Source organism: Blautia sp. AF19-1 (assembly GCF_003479155.1).
Lineage (GTDB): Bacteria > Bacillota > Clostridia > Lachnospirales > Lachnospiraceae > Fusicatenibacter > Fusicatenibacter saccharivorans.
In genome coordinates this window covers 196,729-213,824 of the sequence record NZ_QUGQ01000001.1, presented here as the reverse complement: position 1 = coordinate 213,824, position 17,096 = coordinate 196,729, and the positions used below count along the sequence as shown (strand labels likewise).

Sequence of the window (17,096 nt, the reverse complement as noted above, 5' to 3'; positions counted from 1 at the left end):
GTCTGTGGAAGAACTATTTTCCGGAGACACGGCTTTTTTCTAAAGAGAAAAGGGAGAAATACGATGCAGGATTTGGAACTGGAGATGAGCCGGTGCCGGGTTTGTCCGCGGAAGTGCGGAGCGGACCGGGAGCATGGAAAGACGGGATATTGTAAGGCGCCCTCCGGGGTTGCGGCGGCGCGGGCTGCACTGCATTTCTGGGAGGAGCCGTGTATTTCCGGGACGACGGGGTCGGGGACGGTTTTCTTTTCCGGATGTAATCTGCGGTGTGTTTACTGTCAGAACCATCATATTGCGGAGATGGAGAGCGGAAAAGTGATTTCGATCGGGCGGCTTTCGGATATTTTTCTGGAGCTGCAGGCGCAGAATGCGAATAACATCAATCTCGTGACGCCGAGCCACTACGTGCTGCAGATCCGGGAAGCACTTCTTCTGGCGAAAGAGAAGGGACTTACCGTACCGATTGTCTATAACTGCGGCGGGTATGAGAGCGTGGAAGCCCTGCAGGCCCTGGATGGGCTGATCGATATTTACCTGACGGATTTTAAATATATGGTTCCCTCCCTTGCAAAAGCGTACTCGCGGGCAGAAGATTACCCGGAAACAGCAAAACGGGCGCTGGCGGAAATGGTGCGTCAGACGGGCAGGGCTGTATTCGATGAGAATGGTCTGATGAAAAAAGGTGTGATTGTGCGCCATTTATTGCTGCCCGGTGCTGTAAAAAATGCAAAAGCTGTGGTAAAATACGTCTATGAGACGTACGGCGATACCGTCTGGCTGAGCCTCATGAGCCAGTACACGCCGCTTCCGCAGGTGGAAAACATAAGTCCGCTGAACCGGAAAACGACAAAACGGGAGTATGAGCGTCTGCTGGACTATACGTTTTCCCTCGGCGTCACCAACGCCTTTTTACAGGAAGGCCCGGTGGCTGAGGAGAGTTTCATTCCGGAGTTTGATGGAAGAGGAATCTGACGTTATAGTTCACTCGTGCAAAAAGGAGCTGCGCAGTAGCAAAAAGCGCTGGAAGCGCGGTTTTGAGAATGCAAGCAAAACACATTTGTCCATGATTAGATATGACTAACTATATTGTTTTAAGGAGGAAAAACTTTTGAGCAACGCAGTTGTAACACTGAAAAAAGGAGAGGGCCGCGCCTTAAAGCAGGGCGGAGCCTGGATTTTTGATAATGAGATCGCTTCGATTTTAGGAGCATATGAAAACGGAGATATCGTGCTGGTGCGCGACTTCGACGGATACCCGATGGGACGAGGTTTCATCAACGAGCATTCCAAAATCCGCATCCGTATGATGACAAGAAATATCGACCAGGAAATCGATGAAGCATTTTTGAGAAAAAGAGTGCAGGATGCTTGGGAATACCGCAAAAAAGTGACAGACACATCAAGCTGCCGCCTGATCTTTGGCGAGGCAGACTTCCTGCCGGGACTCGTAGTGGATAAATTCTCCGATGTGCTGGTCGTTCAGTCGCTGGCACTCGGTATCGACAAAATGAAAATGACGATCATCCGCCTGTTGGAGGAGGTTCTGGCAGCTGACGGGGTTAAGATCCGCGGCGTGTTTGAGCGAAGTGATGCAAAAGTGCGTGAGCAGGAGGGCATGGAGCGTGTGAAAGGATTTCTCTCCGAGCCGTTTGACACCAGCGTGGAAATCGTCGAGAATGGTGTCCACTATCTCGTCGATGTCAAGGACGGCCAGAAAACTGGTTTCTTCCTGGATCAGAAATACAACCGTCTGGCTGTGCAGAAGCTCTGCAAGGACGCGAGAGTGCTCGACTGCTTTACCCATACCGGATCGTTTGCACTGAATGCGGCATATGCAGGAGCAAAGGAAGTTATCGGCGTTGATGCATCAGAGCTCGGCGTAGAGCAGGCACGGAAAAACGCATCCTTAAATGGTCTGGAAAACGTAGCATCTTTCGTGTGCGAGGATGTCTTTGAACTGTTGCCGCGTCTTGAAAAAGAGGGAGAAAAATTCGACGTCGTTATCCTTGACCCGCCGGCCTTCACAAAATCAAGAAACTCCATCAAAAACGCAATCAAGGGATATCGTGAAATCAATCTGCGCGGCATGAAACTGGTCAAAGACGGTGGCTATCTGTGCACCTGTTCGTGTTCCCACTTTATGGACTACGAACTCTTCACGAAAACCATCAACCAGGCGGCTCACAACGTCCACAAACGCCTTCGTCAGGTAGAATACCGCACCCAGGCCCCGGATCATCCAATTTTGTGGGCGGCGGATGAGTCCTATTACCTGAAATTCTATATATTCCAGGTGGTGGATGAAAAATAGAAATTCTTCCTCTTCCGGAAGCGCCGAAACGGAAAAGCGAAGTGTAAGAAATGGGAGGAATTGCCATATGATAGAACCAACACCCCACACACAAAAGAAAAAGCACTCCCGCCAGATGGCCACAAGCTGTGAGTCGTGCGGCAATTTTGTGTATGATGAGGAGTATGAGTGCTACACCTGCGAGGTCGATCTCGATGAGGATGAGATGGCACGTTTTCTGCAGGATAAATTTTACGACTGTCCGTACTACCAGCTCGGCGATGAGTATCGAATTGTGCGGAAACAGATGTAGGCAGGCAATGCGTCCGGTATACAAGGCTGCGGCGTTTGCGATAAAAATAGAAAAAGAACAGGAGGATTTTTACCATGAACAATGAAGTATTAAATGCAATCAAAACAAGAAGAAGCATCCGCAAATACAAAGCGGAGCAGATTACCGATGAGCAGCTCGATGCAATTCTGGAGGCCGGAACGTATGCGGCAACCGGCATGGGAAAACAGTCGCCGGTGATTGTTGTGGTACAGAAACCGGAGCTGATTGCAAAGCTTTCGAAAATGAATGCGGCTGTTATGGGTACAACATCCGATCCGTTCTACGGCGCTCCGACCGTTCTGATCGTGCTTGCTGACCCGGAGCGCGGAACTTATGTGGAGGACGGCTCTCTTGTCATGGGAAATCTGATGCTGGCAGCACATGCCGTTGGTGTGGATTCCTGCTGGATCCATCGTGCAAAAGAAGAGTTCGCGAGCCCGGAGGGAAAAGCCCTCTTAAAAGAGTGGGGACTTTCCGAAAATTATGTTGGCATCGGCCACTGCATCCTCGGCTATCGCGACTGTGAGTACCCGGAGGCAAAAGAAAGAAAAGCAGATTATATTGTAAGAGTATAATCATCTGCGAAAACGGCTCTGGGAGCGGCTGTGCGTTGAAAACACCCGCCCGGAGTCCATATTTTTAACCGAATCAAGCAAGTAGCGAAGCGGATTGTGAATATCCGCTTTGCTAGAGACAACAGAGGAACAGCCATGTATCGAATTATGATTGTAGAAGATGATGAAGTCATCGCCCGCGCCGTGCAGCAGAGCCTGGTTTCCTGGGGCATGGATGCGTTCTGCGTACAGGATTTTTCCGGCGTTCTCGCCGAATTTGCCGTGAAAAATCCGCAATTAGTGCTGATGGACATTCATCTTCCCTTTTTTAACGGATTTCACTGGTGCCAGGAGATTCGAAAGGTCTCTAAAGTGCCGGTAATTTTTCTTTCTTCTGCATCGGACAACATGAACATCATTATGGCCGTTAATATGGGCGGCGATGACTTTATCGCGAAGCCGTTTGATTTAAGTGTCCTGACCGCCAAAGTCCAGGCGATGCTCCGTCGCACCTACGAATTTGCCGGAGAAACGAATTTCCTCGAGCACCGCGGTGCCATGCTCGATACGGGAAGTGGTGTGCTGAATTACCGGGGAAAGCGAATTGAGCTGACAAAAAATGAGTGGCGCATTCTGCAGTCCCTTCTCGAAAATAAAGGAAAAGCCGTCAGCCGCGATATGCTGATGATGCATCTGTGGGAGTCGGACAGCTTTATAGATGACAACACGTTGACCGTCAACGTCACGCGCTTGCGGAAAAAACTGGAGGAGGCAGGACTTACAGACTTTATCCAGACGAAAAAGGGTGTCGGCTACCTGATCGCATGACGGAAGCAGAACAGGAGAAAGAGGATGGAACAACAGAAAGAGGGAATCCGGCAGGAGTTTATGCTTCTTAACTGGTATTTGAAAGAGCATCTTGCATCGGCCGTGCGGATTGCCGCTTTTATAGGAGTATTTTCACTCCTCTGTTTTCTGCGCAATGTGCCGCAGGATGTCACCGTTTATATGATCGTGCTGATGGCTGCTGTCGGAGCCACAGGTTTTTGCTTTCATTATGGGAAGTACCGGAAACATCATCTGGTCTTAGCACTCCTTGCCGCCGAACCGCAGGGCAAAACAGAAGCGCTTCCGGAGGCGGACGGGCTTCTGGCGCGGGATTACCAGCAGATCATCGCATCCTATGAGCGGCAGTTTCAGGAAGAACAGATTAAGATGGAGCAGAAATACCGCGATATGATGGAGTATTACACGATGTGGACCCATCAGATCAAAACGCCGATTGCGGCGATGCGGCTGCTTCTGCAGGAGGAGGATACGCCGTTTTCGCGTGAAATGCAGAGCGAACTTTTCCAGACGGAGCAGTATGTGCAGATGGCGCTGCAGTACCTGCGCATGGAAAAAATGACATCGGATCTTGTCTTTGCAAGGTACGATTTGGATGCGCTGATCCGCCAGGCTGTGCGGAAATATGCTCCGCTTTTTATCCGCCGGAAGATTATCCTTTCCTACGAGCCGGTGCACTGCGAGGTGCTGACAGATGAAAAATGGCTCGTCTTTGTGCTGGAGCAGATTCTGTCAAATGCGCTGAAATACACGAAAAGTGGAAGCATTCACATCTATCTGTCACCGGATGCACCAAAAACGCTGGTGATTGAGGACACCGGCATCGGCATTGCGCCGGAGGATCTGCCGCGGATTTTCGAAAAAGGCTACACGGGCTGCAACGGCCGCGCAGACAAGCGGTCAACGGGCATCGGACTGTATCTGTGCCGCCAGATCATGGAGAAACTTTCGCATACCATCCGCATCGAGTCGGAGATGGGAGTGGGAACGAAGGTGTATCTTGGGCTGGATACCGTATCCCTGTAGTACATAGAGAGCTTCGCCGGGAATCTTACAGAAATGTAAGGTTGCCGGTCTTTTTGTAAGATGATCCTAAGGCAGAAGAGGGCGCGGACGGGTATAATAAGCCTTGTCAATTAAGAAAACAGTTCAGACAGAAAGGAAAATGTGACATGGCAATTCTGGAAGTAGAACATCTGAAAAAAACATATACCACGCGCCTTGGCAGCAACCGGGTGGAAGCGTTGAAAGACGTTAATTTTACAGTGGAACGGGGCGAATTTGTTGCAATCATGGGCGAATCGGGAAGCGGAAAAACGACGCTTCTGAACCTGCTCGCAGCACTCGACAAGCCAACCGGCGGACAGGTGCGGTTAAATGGAAAGAATCTCGGCGAATTAAAGGAGAAGGAGATTGCCGGATTCCGCCGCGAAAATTTAGGTTTCGTGTTCCAGGACTTCAACCTGCTCGATACCTTTTCCCTGCGTGACAACATTTATTTGCCGCTCGTGCTGGAAGGAAAAAATACGAGGAGATGAGTCTTCGGGCAGAGCCGATTGCGAAAAAACTCGGCATCACCCAGATCCTCAATAAATACCCATATGAGGTGTCCGGCGGACAGAAGCAGCGTGCAGCCGTTGCGCGTGCGCTGATTACCAATCCGGAGCTGGTTCTTGCGGATGAGCCTTCCGGCGCGCTCGATTCCCATGCAGCGGATGGCCTCATGAAACTGTTCGGGGAGATCAACGAGGAGGGCCAGACGATTGTTATGGTAACGCACAGTGTGAAGGCGGCCTGCTCGGCGAAGCGTGTGCTGTTCATCAAGGATGGCGAGGTCTTCCACCAGCTGTATCGCGGTTCTTTAGGGCGCGATGAGATGTATCAGAAGATCTCCGATACGCTGACAATTCTTGCGACGGGTGGTGAACGGGATGAATAATCTGCTGTATGCCAGACTGGCAAAAACAAATTTGAGCAAAAACCGTCAGAATATTCTTCCGTATCTGCTGTCATGCATCGGCACGGTGGTGATGTTTTTTATCATGGATACACTGGCGCAGGGAAGTGGCTTTGATTCCATGATCGGAAAAGATACGATCCTGACAGTGATGGGGATGGGAACCTATATCATTGGCCTGTTCGCGGTGATTTTTCTGATTTACAGCAACAGTTTTCTGGCAAAAAGAAGAAAAAAAGAGTTCGGTCTGTTCCAGATTCTCGGCATGGAGAAAAAGCATCTGGCGAAGATCCTCTTTTTTGAGAGTCTGTATCTGTGGGCGGCATCGCTTGGAATCGGTATTCTGCTCGGTGTGTTGCTGTACCGCCTGCTGTTTCTGGTGCTGATGAAGCTGACCGGACTGAACGGAACAATTGGTTTTGCGTTCAGCGCAAAAGCCGTGGGAAGTACGATGCTGCTGTTCGGCCTGACTTTTGTGATCAATTTTCTCTTAAGCCTTCGCCAGATCCACGTCTCACAGCCGGTCGAACTGCTGCACGGCGGCGCGCAGGGTGAGCGGGAACCGAAAACGAAGCTTTTGACGGCGGTTCTTGGATTCATGCTGCTTGGTGTTGGTTATTATCTGGCTCTGACCTGCCAATCCTCGATGGACGCACTTGATAAGTTTTTTAATGCAATCGCTTTGGTTATGGTGGGAACGTACTGCCTGTTTTCTGCTGGAAGTATTGCATTTTTGAAAATTCTGAAGAAAAACAAGAATTATTATTACCAGACACGCCATTTTACAAGCATTTCAGGTATGCTGTACCGCATGAAGCAAAATGCGGTCGGTCTTGCGAATATCTGTATTCTGTCAACGGGTGTGCTTCTGGTTATCTCCATCAGCACATGTTTGTGGACGGGAATTGAGGAGGTTACCTATACGCGGTTTCCACATCAGATTTCGATCGAAGCAAATACTGGCGTGAGCGGCATTATGAAGACGGTGAAACCGGTCAGTCAGAAGATGATAGAGGAAGTGAAAACTGGGATTGATCAGCATCTGGAAGAAAAGCAGCTCAGAAAAAAGTATGAAAGTGATCAGAGATACTATGTTATGCTTGCTGCTGTAGATAGAAACAAAGTAGAAAAAACACAGTCAGATGATGCTGCGGCGAGCACACTGATAAAAATCATGGAAGAGTCGGAGTACAATCAGGTAACCGGCGAACAGGTAGAGCTGGAACCAGGGCAGGCTCTGGTTTTTCAGGCAAAACAGAAAAATTATGGATATGACACGATTGAACTGGGAAATCAGACGTATGAAGTAAAAAAATGGAATACCGATAAGAAATCGTACATTCTGGATGAGAAGACGCAGGTGTATGAGACAATGACGGTGGTGACGCGGAATAAGGAAGCAAAGGAAGCGTATGCAGCTGTGCAGGGAAAGGAGCCAGAAGGATACAGTTGGGAATATGCTCTGGATCTTATCGGGGATGCTGGCGAACAGATCACAGTTGGAGATGAGATTGAGACGATACTGACGGAGTCATCTTTTAACGGATGGGTGGAAGTGCGCGAAAAAGAGCGCAATACGGTTTACAGTCTGTATGGTTCACTTCTGTTTTTAGGTGTTTTCGTCGGTGCGCTATTTTTGATGGGTGCCGTTATGATTATCTATTACAAGCAGGTTTCAGAAGGCTTCGATGACCGAAAACGGTTCCAGATTATGCAGAAGGTCGGCATGAGCCGCAAAGAAATCCGTCAGACGATTCAGTCACAGGTGGTAACGGTCTTTTTCCTGCCGCTCGCGGTGGCCGTGGTGCATACAATGGTAGCGTTTCCATTGACCAGGCGTATCATGGCAATGCTGAATTTCCCGGACAGCAATCTGTTCCTGGCTGCAACAGCGATTACGATTGCGGCGTTTGCCGTGGTTTACCTGATCGTCTATGTGCTGACGGCGCGGGCGTATTACAAAATTGTGGAATAAAAAGATGTACTTTTTTCAAAACATCAGCGCGGCTTTGAAAAAAACTTAACAAAAAACGATGAGAAAAAGACATCCGGCGCAGACGGAAAATCTGTGGAGGATGTCTTTTTTGCTGTTCTATTTATAAATGCCGTTGACGGTAACTTTGAAAAGAGCTTCTTTTCCGTTGAGTTCGTCTTTTCCATAGTCTTCCGGGAAAGTGACGGTTACATCTACGCTGTCGCCCGGGTGATGACCGATGAGCTGTTCTTCAAAGTCATCGATGTAAGTATGAGAACCGATCACAAGATCAGCGCCGTTTCCTTTTGTGTTTCCACCTTCAAATTCCACGCCGTCAATGGAGCCGACATAGTCGATATTGACGGTATCACCGTCCTCGATGGTAAGGGAAGTGTCGGTCTGCAAAGAGGCAGAAGCCGAAGTGGAGGCTGATGAGGCGGATGCGGTCGATGAGGCTGTGGAGGTATCCTCCGAGGCACTTTTGGTAGAGAGTCGTTTGGAATCGAGTACGCTGGCAATAATAAGGCCGACGATCACAACGACAATCAGAGCCGGTCCGGCCCAGCTCCAGATCTTTTTGTAATGCGCTACTTTCGCTTCGTGCTCCCGCTCTTTGGCACGCCGTTCCTTGGCAGCTTTTCTGTTTTCTTTGTTCATAAAAAGGATCTCCTTTGCACTTTTACGACTGCAATCGTATTTTATAATATCAAGTATATCATAAAAATATGGTAAAAGTGTGAAAAAAATAACACGATCCAACATTGTCAATGCTCAAAAATGACGATATAATGAGTGCAAGTGAGTCAAATGAAAATTTATTTTCAGTTGACGAACGACGAATGTTGCTTACGCGGCAGCGTAAGATTGAGTGCAAGTGAGTCAAATGAAAATTTATTTTCAATTGACGAACGACGAATGCCGCTTACGCGGCAGCGTAAGATTGAGTGCAAGTGAGAAAACGCGGCGAGTAAGGGAGTGAATAAAATGGATGACTGGAGTAGTTTCAGAACGACGACATCCGAACAGCAGCGCCTCCGGGCTGCACTTTCCAGCTTTTGTGAATCGCAGGATCTTCCGGAAGAACAGCGAGCCGCATATACTGCATACCTGCGGAAACGCATTCGTCCCGCTGTCGAAATGCTGATTCGTGAGGATGATTTTTCAAAGCTGGAACGTATTCTGCAGACCGGATGGCTGTCCGATGCAGACCGAAAACGTTTTCTCAACCTTGCTGCCGACCAGCAGAAATGGCAGGCTTTCCGTATTCTCCTGAACCGGAGCTCACAGGATCCGATGCAGGAGAATACGGAAAGCAGAAAAACAGAAGCTGCGTTTCAAAAAGAAAAGCCCACAAAAGAAAAAGAAGCGCTGGCGCTCCGGCTTTTCGAAGAAGCCCGCAAAAACCTCTGCTGGTTGTACCCGGAACTTGGTGAAGCGATTCTTTTCTTTCAGCATCAGCCATCCGACAGGACAAAAGCCATCACATCCGACGGTCATACGATATATTTTAACTCCGATTTTGTACTCTGCATGTGTGCCGAAAATTCATCGTTCCTCAAGGAAGGCTATCAGCACCTGCTGCTGGAATGCATCCGCCGGTTTGGGAAAGAAACACCGGAGCCGGAAAAAAAAGAACAGCCCCCGGTTTCATGGCTGATGCCGGAAAAAGAAAAACAGTCTCCGGTTTCATGGCTGGTGCCGGGAAAAGAACCGGAACTTATCGAGTCTTTTCAATCAGTCTGGAAACGTGCTTCCCGCAAGTTGGCGGAAAACTACGGCACCGGCGGCCTGCTGCGAGGCCAGAACCGTGGTGGAAAAAAAGAAACCCTGTCCGGGATCGAAAAAAGAGCGTACGATTACCGCCGCTTCCTGAAACGCTTTACCGTTACCCGCGAGGAAATGGAGCTGGATCTCGACAGCTTCGATCCAGTCGCTTACCATTATGGGCTTATGTATTACGGAAATTTCCCTTTCATCGAGCCGCCGGAGACGCGCGAGGGAAACCGTCTCGAAGAGCTGGTTATCGCGATCGACACATCCGGTTCGTGCAAAAAAGAAATTGTAGCAAAGTTCCTTGGTGAGACGCGCAGCATTCTTGAAGAAAAAGAAAACTTCTTTTCCCGATGGAACGTCTGCCTGATCCAGTGCGACAGCTTCGTGCAGGATGTCACGATGATCCATTCACCGAAAGAATGGGAAGCTTACCGTGAAACAATTATCATCAAGGGCCGAGGCGGAACCGATTTCCGTCCTGTCTTTCAGAAAGTGGAAGAGTTGCGGAAACAGCATGTATTCCGAAACTTAAAAGCGTTGATCTATTTTACCGACGGAGACGGAATTTATCCCGAACAAAAGCCCGATTACGAGACGGCATTCGTCTTTGTCAGACAGACCGAAAAAATGAATCTTGTCCCAAAATGGGCAAAAAAACTGCTGACAGAAGAATGTACTCTTTGAACAAAACTGACAAAAAAGCATCTCGCAAAATCAAACACAGAAAGATTTCGAGAGTACATAAAGAGTGCATAAGATAAGAGAGATCATATGAACATACAAGAAGCAAAAGAGACAATTGAAAAAGCCCTGCGCGCATACTTTGCAAGAGATGAAATTGGTTTTCCGCTGGTTCCGCTCCGGCAGCAGCGTCCCATTCTCCTGATCGGCCCGCCGGGCATCGGAAAAACGGCAATTATGGAGCAGATCGCAGAAGAGTGCGGTGTGGGGCTTGTCGCCTACACGATGACACACCATACGCGTCAGAGTGCCATGGGCCTTCCGGAGATCTGCACACGTGGAATCGAAGGGAAAATGGTACATACAACGGAATACACGATGAGCGAGATCATCGCCTCGATCTATGACTGCATGGAGCAGACCGGAAAGAAGCGGGGTATCCTCTTTCTCGATGAAATTAACTGCGTCTCCGAGACCCTCGCTCCGGTAATGCTGCAGCTTTTGCAGGACAAAAAATTCGGCAATCAGCACATCCCGGATGACTGGCTGATCGTGGCCGCCGGAAATCCGCCGGAATATAATAAATCTGTGCGGGAATTTGATGTGGCAACGCTTGACCGTGTGCGGAAGATCGAGGTGCTTCCCGAGCTTTCCGTGTGGCTTTCCTATGCAGAGAAAAATCAGATCCACAGCGCCGTGACAACGTACCTTATGGCACACAGTGACCATTTTTATTCTGTTTCGCATGAAGCGGATGAGAAGCGTTTTGTGACAGCACGCGGCTGGGAGGATTTGTCGGCAGTGCTGAAAAGTTATGAAATCCTGCATTTTCCGGTCGACGAAGCACTGATCGGACAATATTTGCAGGAAGAAAAGACGGCGGAGGAATTCAGCTCATACTACAGGATTTACGAAAAATATGGACAGGATTACGGTGTAGAGGAGATTCTGACCGGTGCATTTTCCGGAAAAATCATGGCAGAAAAACAGAAGATGGCGGCAAATGGTTCCGCAGAAGAGCGATCTGTACTGCTGTCTCTGTTTCATGCGGCACTTCAGAAAGAGGCATCCGGCTGCCAGAAGCAGGAGCACACGGCAAAGGAGCTCTCCGAGTGCTTTCGCCAGTTTATCGGGCTTTGCAGGCAGAAAAAAGATGAGACATACGCATCCTGGCTACAACAGAAAGAGCAGGGATTTGCAGTGTGCAAACAGCAGGGACTGCTGAAAAAGGGCGAGGAAGAAACGAATGCGCGGGTCTTGAAAAAGTTAAAAAAACTCGAGGAGACCGCTAAAAAATGTCGCAAAACCGATTCAGATCAGATGAAAGAGCTTTTTGAAACGGTATGTGAACTGGAACAGGAAAAAGTGGAGAAGGAAGTAAAGGATGTGAAACTGCAGATCCGCCGTGCCGCTGAATTTTTACAGAACAGCTTTCCGGGCGGAGCAGAAGTGGTGCTGTTTGAAGCAAATCTGGCGCGAAGTCCTGCGCTGCGAAGCTTTTTGATTGAGAAAAGCATGGATGCCGAAGGATAAGCTGCCACTTTGGAAAGAAGAAAATGGTTCTGAAAAGCCCATTTCTGGAGAAAAATGATTTGAAAGGAAGAGGAAGAACAGGACAGAGGAAGGAAGAAAAAGATGAATTATAAAATGATCCTGCAGTACGATGGCACGCGCTATAACGGCTGGCAGAAGCAGGGAAATACGGACAACACGATTCAGGGCAAGCTCGAAACGCTGTTGTCCAGGATCGCAGGAGAGCCGGTGGAGATCCACGGCGCGGGCAGAACCGATGCCGGCGTCCATGCGGCGGGACAGGTCGCAAATGCAAAGTTCCATACGGATCTATCCGATGAAGAACTTCTGCAGACAATCAACCATTATCTGCCGGAAGACATCGAAGTCACCAGCCTCGCGCGGATGCCGGAGCGCTTCCACAGCCGTCTGAATGCGGTGGACAAAACATACGAATACCGTATCGTGATCGATGGCAGAAAGCATGTTTTCGAGCGGAAATACGTGTATTTTCCGGAAGCACCGCTCGATGTGGAAAAAATGAAAGAAGCATCGAAAGCGTTTATCGGAACGTATGATTTCAGGAGCTTCTGTGCCAACAAACGTATGAAAAAATCGACAGTACGGACGATTACCGGAATTGATTTCTGCGAGAAAGACGGGATTCTTATCATTTCCTATACCGGAACCGGTTTTCTGTACCACATGGTGCGGATCCTGACCGGAACACTTGTGGAGGCCGGGATGGGAAAACGGGATATCGCATCAATGACGGAGCTTCTCAAAGCAAAAAATCGCGAAAGTGCGGGTTTTCTTGCACCGGCATGCGGACTCCTGTTAAAAGAAGTCCGATATGAATAACCGAAATAATCAGGGCAATGCACCAGCCTTTTTTGTATAAAAAACCGAAAAAAGGCTGTGAATTGATAAATGCAGCATAGAAAAGAGAAAGGATGAGGTGAAAAGCATGTTTCAGAAGAAAAGAAATACTTTTCATGGCGGCGTTCACCCGTACGAGGGAAAAGAGCTCTCCAAGGACAAACCGATTGTCAAAGCGCAGCCGGGCAACTTATTGTATTACGCAGTGTCACAGCACATCGGAGCGCCTGCTGTGCCGATCGTACAAAAAGGCGATCATGTAAAAGCGGGACAGAAAATCGCAGAAGCGGGAGGGTTTGTTTCGGCTCCTGTTTACGCATCGGTTTCCGGCACGGTAAAAGGAATTGAGAAAAAAGTTTCCGCAGCCGGTTCCCCGGTAGACTGTATCGTTGTGGAGAACGACGGGTTGTATGAAAAAGAAACATTTGAGGAGTGCCCGCACTGGGAAAAACTCGACGCAGATACGATTCGGAACAAGATCAAAGAGGCCGGAATCGTGGGAATGGGAGGTGCAGGCTTCCCGACACACGTCAAAGTATCCCCGAAAGATCCGTCAGCGATCGACCACATTCTCGTCAATGGAGCAGAGTGTGAGCCGTATCTGACGAGCGACTATCGCAGAATGCTCGAGGAGCCGGAAAAGGTGATCGGAGGCTTAAAAATCATGCTGCATATGTTCCCGAAAGCAAAGGGAATCATCTGCATTGAGGACAACAAACCGGACTGTATCGCGAAGTTCCGTGAGCTGGTGCTTCCGGAGGATAACATTGAGGTTCTGGAGCTTAAAACGAAATACCCGCAGGGTGCCGAGCGTATGCTGATCTATGCAGCAACGGGACGAAAGGTAAATTCCTCCATGCTGCCGGCGGACGCGGGCTGTATCGTGGACAACATCGACACCGTAACCGCTATTTACCAGGCAGTCCGCTTCGGCGAACCGCTGATGAGCCGTATCGTTACCGTGACAGGAGATGCCGTACAGAATCCGTGCAACTTTGAAGTGCCGGTCGGCATGCTCTTATCCGAACTTTTAGAGCAGGCAGGTGGTCTGAAAAACGAGGCATCCAAGATCATCTGCGGCGGTCCGATGATGGGAAAAGCCCTGTTTACAATGGAGGTTCCTGTAACCAAGACAACATCTGCACTGACCTGCCTCACCGAGGATGAAGTATCTGCGCTGGCACCATCTGCCTGCATCAACTGCGGACGCTGCGTTTCCGTCTGTCCGGGTCAGATTCTTCCGGCCCGCCTTTCCGTTTTTGCGGAGCACGGAGAGGAAGAGAAGTTCCTGAAATACGGCGGAATGGAGTGCTGTGAATGTGGCTGTTGTTCCTTTATCTGCCCGGCAAGACGTCCGCTGACGCAGGAAATCAGCTCAATGCGTAAAGTGCTTCTGGCAAAGAGAAAGAAGAAATAGGGGGATCTTACATATGAATGGATTATTACACGTATCATCTTCCCCACACGCGCGGTCCAAGGTGACGACAGACAAAATCATGTTTGCCGTCCTGCTTGCCCTTGCCCCGGCAGCCTGCGTGGGAGTCTGGAATTTCGGCCTTCGGGCACTGCTTTTGATTGCGATTTCGATGGCAGTCTGTCCCCTGACGGAATATCTGTATGAAAAAGGAATGAAGAAACCGGTGACGATTGCCGACGGCAGTGCACTGGTAACCGGCCTTCTGCTGGCCATGAACATGCCGGTGCAGGCACCTCTTTGGATGCCGGTGATCGGCGGTGTGTTTGCAATTCTCGTCGTAAAACAGCTTTTCGGCGGTCTTGGCCAGAACATTATGAACCCGGCGCTTGCAGGAAGATGCTTCCTTTTGATTTCCTTCCCGGGTCATATGACCAACTTCGCTGCCCCGGCAGCCGCACATCTTGTGGATACCGTATCCGGTGCGACACCGCTTGCCGCAGCAAAAGCAGGAGAGCAGGTGAATCTGCTGTCCATGTTCCTTGGGAATACGGCCGGAACGATCGGTGAGACTTCCGCACTGGCCCTTCTGATTGGCGGCATTTTCCTTGTCTGCATTCATGTGATTGACCTCAATATTCCGCTCATCTACATCGGAACAGAGCTTTTATTTGCCCTGATTTTCGGCGGCCACGGTTTTGATATCAACTTCCTTGGCGCGCATCTTTTTGGCGGTGGTCTGATGCTCGGCGCATGGTTCATGGCAACCGATTACGTTACCCGTCCGATCACAAAGAAGGGACAGTATATCTACGCGGTCATTTTAGGACTTCTGACCGGTGTATTCCGTATCTTTGGAAATTCGGCAGAGGGCGTTTCCTATGCCATCATCTTTACCAACCTTCTGGTTCCGCTTATTGAGCGCGTGACCGTGCCGGTTGGATTCGGAAGAGGAGGCAAGAAAAAAGCATGAACAAAATCATAAAAAACGCACTGATTCTTGCGGCGATCACGCTGATTGCCGGATTGCTTCTCGGGGCGGCACATCAGGTAACCCTGGAGCCGATCCAGAAACAGCAGGAGAAAGAAAAACAGGAATCCTGTCAGAACGTATTCCCGGAGGCAGCTTCCTTTGAAGAAGTAACAATGAGCGATGCACAACAGGCAGAGCTTACGGCAGCACTGATCGGCCACGGTTTTGAAGCACAGACGATTGACGAACTGCTGCTTGCAAAAGACGCATCCGGCGCGACGATCGGCCTGGTTGAGATCATCTCCACAACCGAAGGCTATGGCGGCGGCATGCAGTTCTCGATGGGAATTGCATCGGACGGAACGACAAAAGGAATCTCTTTCCTGTCACTTTCCGAGACGGCCGGCCTTGGTATGCGTGCCGACACAGACGATTTCAAGAATCAGTTCAAGGATAAAAACGTAGAAGCATTCTCCTACACAAAATCCGGCGCATCCGCGGATGATGAAATCGATGCGCTGAGCGGAGCAACTCTGACAACGAACGCTGTAACAAACGGTGTCAATGCAGGAATCTGCTGTTTTAACTACTGCAGTGAATCCGGTCTGCTTTCCGGAGAGGGAGGGAACTCATGAGAAAAGATACGCCGCTGGAACGGCTTTATAATGGTATCATAAAAGAAAACCCGACCTTCGTCATGATGCTGGGTATGTGTCCGACGCTTGCGGTTACCACTTCTGCAAAGAACGGTATCGGCATGGGCCTTGCGACGATGGTCATCCTGACCGCCTCCAACCTGATGATTTCCCTGCTTCGGAAAATCATCCCGGACGGCGTGCGTATGCCAGCATACATCGTTGTTGTGGCATCGTTTGTAACCATCGTGGAATTTTTGATGGAAGGTTTTATTCCGGCACTCTATTCCGCCCTTGGCATCTACATCCCGCTGATCGTTGTAAACTGTATCATCCTGGGACGCGCCGAGGCATATGCTGGAAAACATGGTCCGATCCCGTCTTTATTTGATGGTATCGGCATGGGCCTTGGATTTACCGTCGGCCTGACCCTGATCGGTATGTTTCGTGAGCTGATCGGAGCCGGAACCCTGTTCGGTATCCAGGTAATGCCGAGTGCTTACGAGCCGGTCAACATCTTCATCATGGCGCCGGGTGCATTCCTTGTGCTGGCAATGCTCGTTGCGGTGCAGAACCGCATCAAACGCCAGAAGTCAGAGAAAACCGGAAAACCGGCAGTCCCGGCAGAAGAGACCGGCTGTATGGCATGCGCCAATAAGGCATACTGCCAGGCTGTGAAAGGAAAGGAGGAAGCGAAATGAAAGAACTGATTTTAATTGCGATCGGTGCGGCGCTGGTGAACAACGTTGTCTTAAGCCAGTTCCTCGGCATCTGTGCTTTCCTCGGTGTTTCCAAAAAGATGGATACGGCGGCCGGCATGGGCGGAGCGGTTATTTTTGTCCTCACGATTTCTTCATTTGTGACAAGTCTGATTTACAAATTTATCCTGGCACCGGCAGAACTTGATTATCTGAAAACGATCGTTTTCATTCTTGTCATCGCGGCGCTGGTACAGCTCGTTGAGATGTTCCTGAAAAAGACGATTCCGTCTCTGTATCGAGCGCTCGGCGTTTACCTTCCGCTGATTACAACAAACTGCGCGGTACTCGGTGTGGCACTCATCAACGTACAGAAGGATTACACGATTCTGCAGGGTACGGTTTACGGTCTGGCAACCGCAATCGGCTTTACGATTGCCATGGTGCTGATGGCCGGCCTGCGGGAAAAGATGGAGTACAACGATATCCCGGAGTCATTCAAAGGAATGCCGATCGTTCTTCTTACGGCTATGCTGATGTCAATGGCATTTATGGGATTTTCCGGAATGATCTAG

Annotated in this window: 16 protein-coding genes and 1 pseudogene; 16 read left to right on the top strand and 1 reads right to left on the bottom strand. The window is 49.6% G+C overall.

Annotation, left to right across the window (positions count from 1 at the left end; genetic code table 11):
* Positions 1 to 63: 63 nt before the first annotated feature.
* The 8 genes and pseudogenes from DWX26_RS00915 to DWX26_RS00880 all read left to right on the top strand — a co-directional run bounded on the left by DWX26_RS00915 (position 64) and on the right by DWX26_RS00880 (position 7,956).
* Positions 64 to 972, top strand: coding sequence for a radical SAM protein (locus DWX26_RS00915; RefSeq protein ID WP_243030452.1), 909 nt, complete (start codon positions 64 to 66; stop codon positions 970 to 972).
* 136 nt (positions 973 to 1,108) lie between these two features.
* Entirely contained in the window at positions 1,109 to 2,311 is a 1,203-nt protein-coding gene (locus DWX26_RS00910; protein WP_117760780.1) for a class I SAM-dependent rRNA methyltransferase, read from the top strand.
* Positions 2,312 to 2,378: 67 nt separating this feature from the next.
* Positions 2,379 to 2,603 (top strand): DUF6472 family protein, encoded by a 225-nt coding sequence (locus tag DWX26_RS00905; RefSeq protein WP_117760782.1) that lies wholly within the window; start codon positions 2,379 to 2,381, stop codon positions 2,601 to 2,603.
* Between the two features lie 74 nt (positions 2,604 to 2,677).
* Positions 2,678 to 3,199: a nitroreductase family protein gene (locus tag DWX26_RS00900; protein WP_022461381.1), complete on the top strand. Its 522-nt coding sequence runs from the start codon at positions 2,678 to 2,680 to the stop codon at positions 3,197 to 3,199.
* A gap of 135 nt (positions 3,200 to 3,334) precedes the next feature.
* Positions 3,335 to 4,006 carry a response regulator transcription factor gene (locus tag DWX26_RS00895; RefSeq protein ID WP_022461380.1) on the top strand — a complete coding sequence of 224 codons (672 nt, stop codon included), beginning with the start codon at positions 3,335 to 3,337 and terminating at the stop codon, positions 4,004 to 4,006.
* Between the two features lie 24 nt (positions 4,007 to 4,030).
* Positions 4,031 to 5,050 carry a sensor histidine kinase gene (locus DWX26_RS00890; protein WP_199607195.1) on the top strand — a complete coding sequence of 340 codons (1,020 nt, stop codon included), beginning with the start codon at positions 4,031 to 4,033 and terminating at the stop codon, positions 5,048 to 5,050.
* Positions 5,051 to 5,196: 146 nt separating this feature from the next.
* Positions 5,197 to 5,963, top strand: a pseudogene (locus DWX26_RS00885) (ABC transporter ATP-binding protein).
* Positions 5,956 to 7,956: an ABC transporter permease gene (locus tag DWX26_RS00880; protein ID WP_117760786.1), complete on the top strand. Its 2,001-nt coding sequence runs from the start codon at positions 5,956 to 5,958 to the stop codon at positions 7,954 to 7,956. The pseudogene DWX26_RS00885 and the gene DWX26_RS00880 overlap by 8 nt, the downstream one beginning before the upstream one ends.
* Positions 7,957 to 8,073: 117 nt before the next feature.
* On the opposite strand, the gene DWX26_RS17450 is transcribed toward DWX26_RS00880, so the two are convergent.
* Complete coding sequence (locus DWX26_RS17450; protein ID WP_330418077.1) at positions 8,074 to 8,613, bottom strand: FKBP-type peptidyl-prolyl cis-trans isomerase; 540 nt, start codon at positions 8,611 to 8,613, stop codon at positions 8,074 to 8,076.
* Between the two features lie 327 nt (positions 8,614 to 8,940).
* Here DWX26_RS17450 and DWX26_RS00870 point away from each other — a divergent pair, with 327 nt between their 5' ends.
* The 8 genes from DWX26_RS00870 (at position 8,941) to rsxA (ending at position 17,096) form a co-directional block, all read left to right on the top strand.
* On the top strand, positions 8,941 to 10,413 hold the full coding sequence (locus tag DWX26_RS00870) for a vWA domain-containing protein (protein ID WP_117760790.1): 1,473 nt from the start codon (positions 8,941 to 8,943) through the stop codon (positions 10,411 to 10,413).
* 87 nt (positions 10,414 to 10,500) lie between these two features.
* Entirely contained in the window at positions 10,501 to 11,943 is a 1,443-nt protein-coding gene (locus DWX26_RS00865; RefSeq protein ID WP_118600552.1) for an ATP-binding protein, read from the top strand.
* A gap of 102 nt (positions 11,944 to 12,045) precedes the next feature.
* Positions 12,046 to 12,783, top strand: a complete 738-nt coding sequence (gene truA / locus DWX26_RS00860) for a tRNA pseudouridine(38-40) synthase TruA (protein WP_117760794.1) — start codon at positions 12,046 to 12,048, stop codon at positions 12,781 to 12,783.
* Between the two features lie 106 nt (positions 12,784 to 12,889).
* Positions 12,890 to 14,218: an electron transport complex subunit RsxC gene (gene rsxC, locus DWX26_RS00855; RefSeq protein WP_117760796.1), complete on the top strand. Its 1,329-nt coding sequence runs from the start codon at positions 12,890 to 12,892 to the stop codon at positions 14,216 to 14,218.
* A 13-nt stretch (positions 14,219 to 14,231) separates the two neighbouring features.
* On the top strand, positions 14,232 to 15,188 hold the full coding sequence (locus tag DWX26_RS00850) for an RnfABCDGE type electron transport complex subunit D (RefSeq protein ID WP_117509260.1): 957 nt from the start codon (positions 14,232 to 14,234) through the stop codon (positions 15,186 to 15,188).
* Positions 15,185 to 15,823, top strand: coding sequence for an FMN-binding protein (locus tag DWX26_RS00845; protein WP_117760798.1), 639 nt, complete (start codon positions 15,185 to 15,187; stop codon positions 15,821 to 15,823). Before DWX26_RS00850 ends, DWX26_RS00845 begins: the two co-directional genes overlap by 4 nt.
* Positions 15,820 to 16,524 (top strand): electron transport complex subunit RsxE, encoded by a 705-nt coding sequence (gene rsxE, locus DWX26_RS00840; protein WP_022461369.1) that lies wholly within the window; start codon positions 15,820 to 15,822, stop codon positions 16,522 to 16,524. The genes DWX26_RS00845 and rsxE overlap by 4 nt, the downstream gene beginning before the upstream one ends.
* A complete protein-coding gene (gene rsxA, locus DWX26_RS00835; RefSeq protein ID WP_022461368.1) occupies positions 16,521 to 17,096 on the top strand; it encodes an electron transport complex subunit RsxA in 576 nt (191 codons plus the stop codon). The genes rsxE and rsxA overlap by 4 nt, the downstream gene beginning before the upstream one ends.

Coding starts and splice junctions, on each gene's coding strand:
- DWX26_RS00845 (WP_117760798.1), top strand. CDS start 15,185: ATGAACAAAATCATAAAAAACGCACTGATTCTTGCGGCGATCACGCTG.
- DWX26_RS00915 (WP_243030452.1), top strand. CDS start 64: ATGCAGGATTTGGAACTGGAGATGAGCCGGTGCCGGGTTTGTCCGCGG.
- rsxE (WP_022461369.1), top strand. CDS start 15,820: ATGAGAAAAGATACGCCGCTGGAACGGCTTTATAATGGTATCATAAAA.
- DWX26_RS00900 (WP_022461381.1), top strand. CDS start 2,678: ATGAACAATGAAGTATTAAATGCAATCAAAACAAGAAGAAGCATCCGC.
- DWX26_RS00880 (WP_117760786.1), top strand. CDS start 5,956: ATGAATAATCTGCTGTATGCCAGACTGGCAAAAACAAATTTGAGCAAA.
- DWX26_RS00895 (WP_022461380.1), top strand. CDS start 3,335: ATGTATCGAATTATGATTGTAGAAGATGATGAAGTCATCGCCCGCGCC.
- DWX26_RS00905 (WP_117760782.1), top strand. CDS start 2,379: ATGATAGAACCAACACCCCACACACAAAAGAAAAAGCACTCCCGCCAG.
- DWX26_RS00865 (WP_118600552.1), top strand. CDS start 10,501: ATGAACATACAAGAAGCAAAAGAGACAATTGAAAAAGCCCTGCGCGCA.
- DWX26_RS00890 (WP_199607195.1), top strand. CDS start 4,031: ATGGAACAACAGAAAGAGGGAATCCGGCAGGAGTTTATGCTTCTTAAC.
- rsxA (WP_022461368.1), top strand. CDS start 16,521: ATGAAAGAACTGATTTTAATTGCGATCGGTGCGGCGCTGGTGAACAAC.
- rsxC (WP_117760796.1), top strand. CDS start 12,890: ATGTTTCAGAAGAAAAGAAATACTTTTCATGGCGGCGTTCACCCGTAC.
- DWX26_RS00850 (WP_117509260.1), top strand. CDS start 14,232: ATGAATGGATTATTACACGTATCATCTTCCCCACACGCGCGGTCCAAG.
- DWX26_RS17450 (WP_330418077.1), bottom strand. CDS start 8,613: ATGAACAAAGAAAACAGAAAAGCTGCCAAGGAACGGCGTGCCAAAGAG.
- truA (WP_117760794.1), top strand. CDS start 12,046: ATGAATTATAAAATGATCCTGCAGTACGATGGCACGCGCTATAACGGC.
- DWX26_RS00870 (WP_117760790.1), top strand. CDS start 8,941: ATGGATGACTGGAGTAGTTTCAGAACGACGACATCCGAACAGCAGCGC.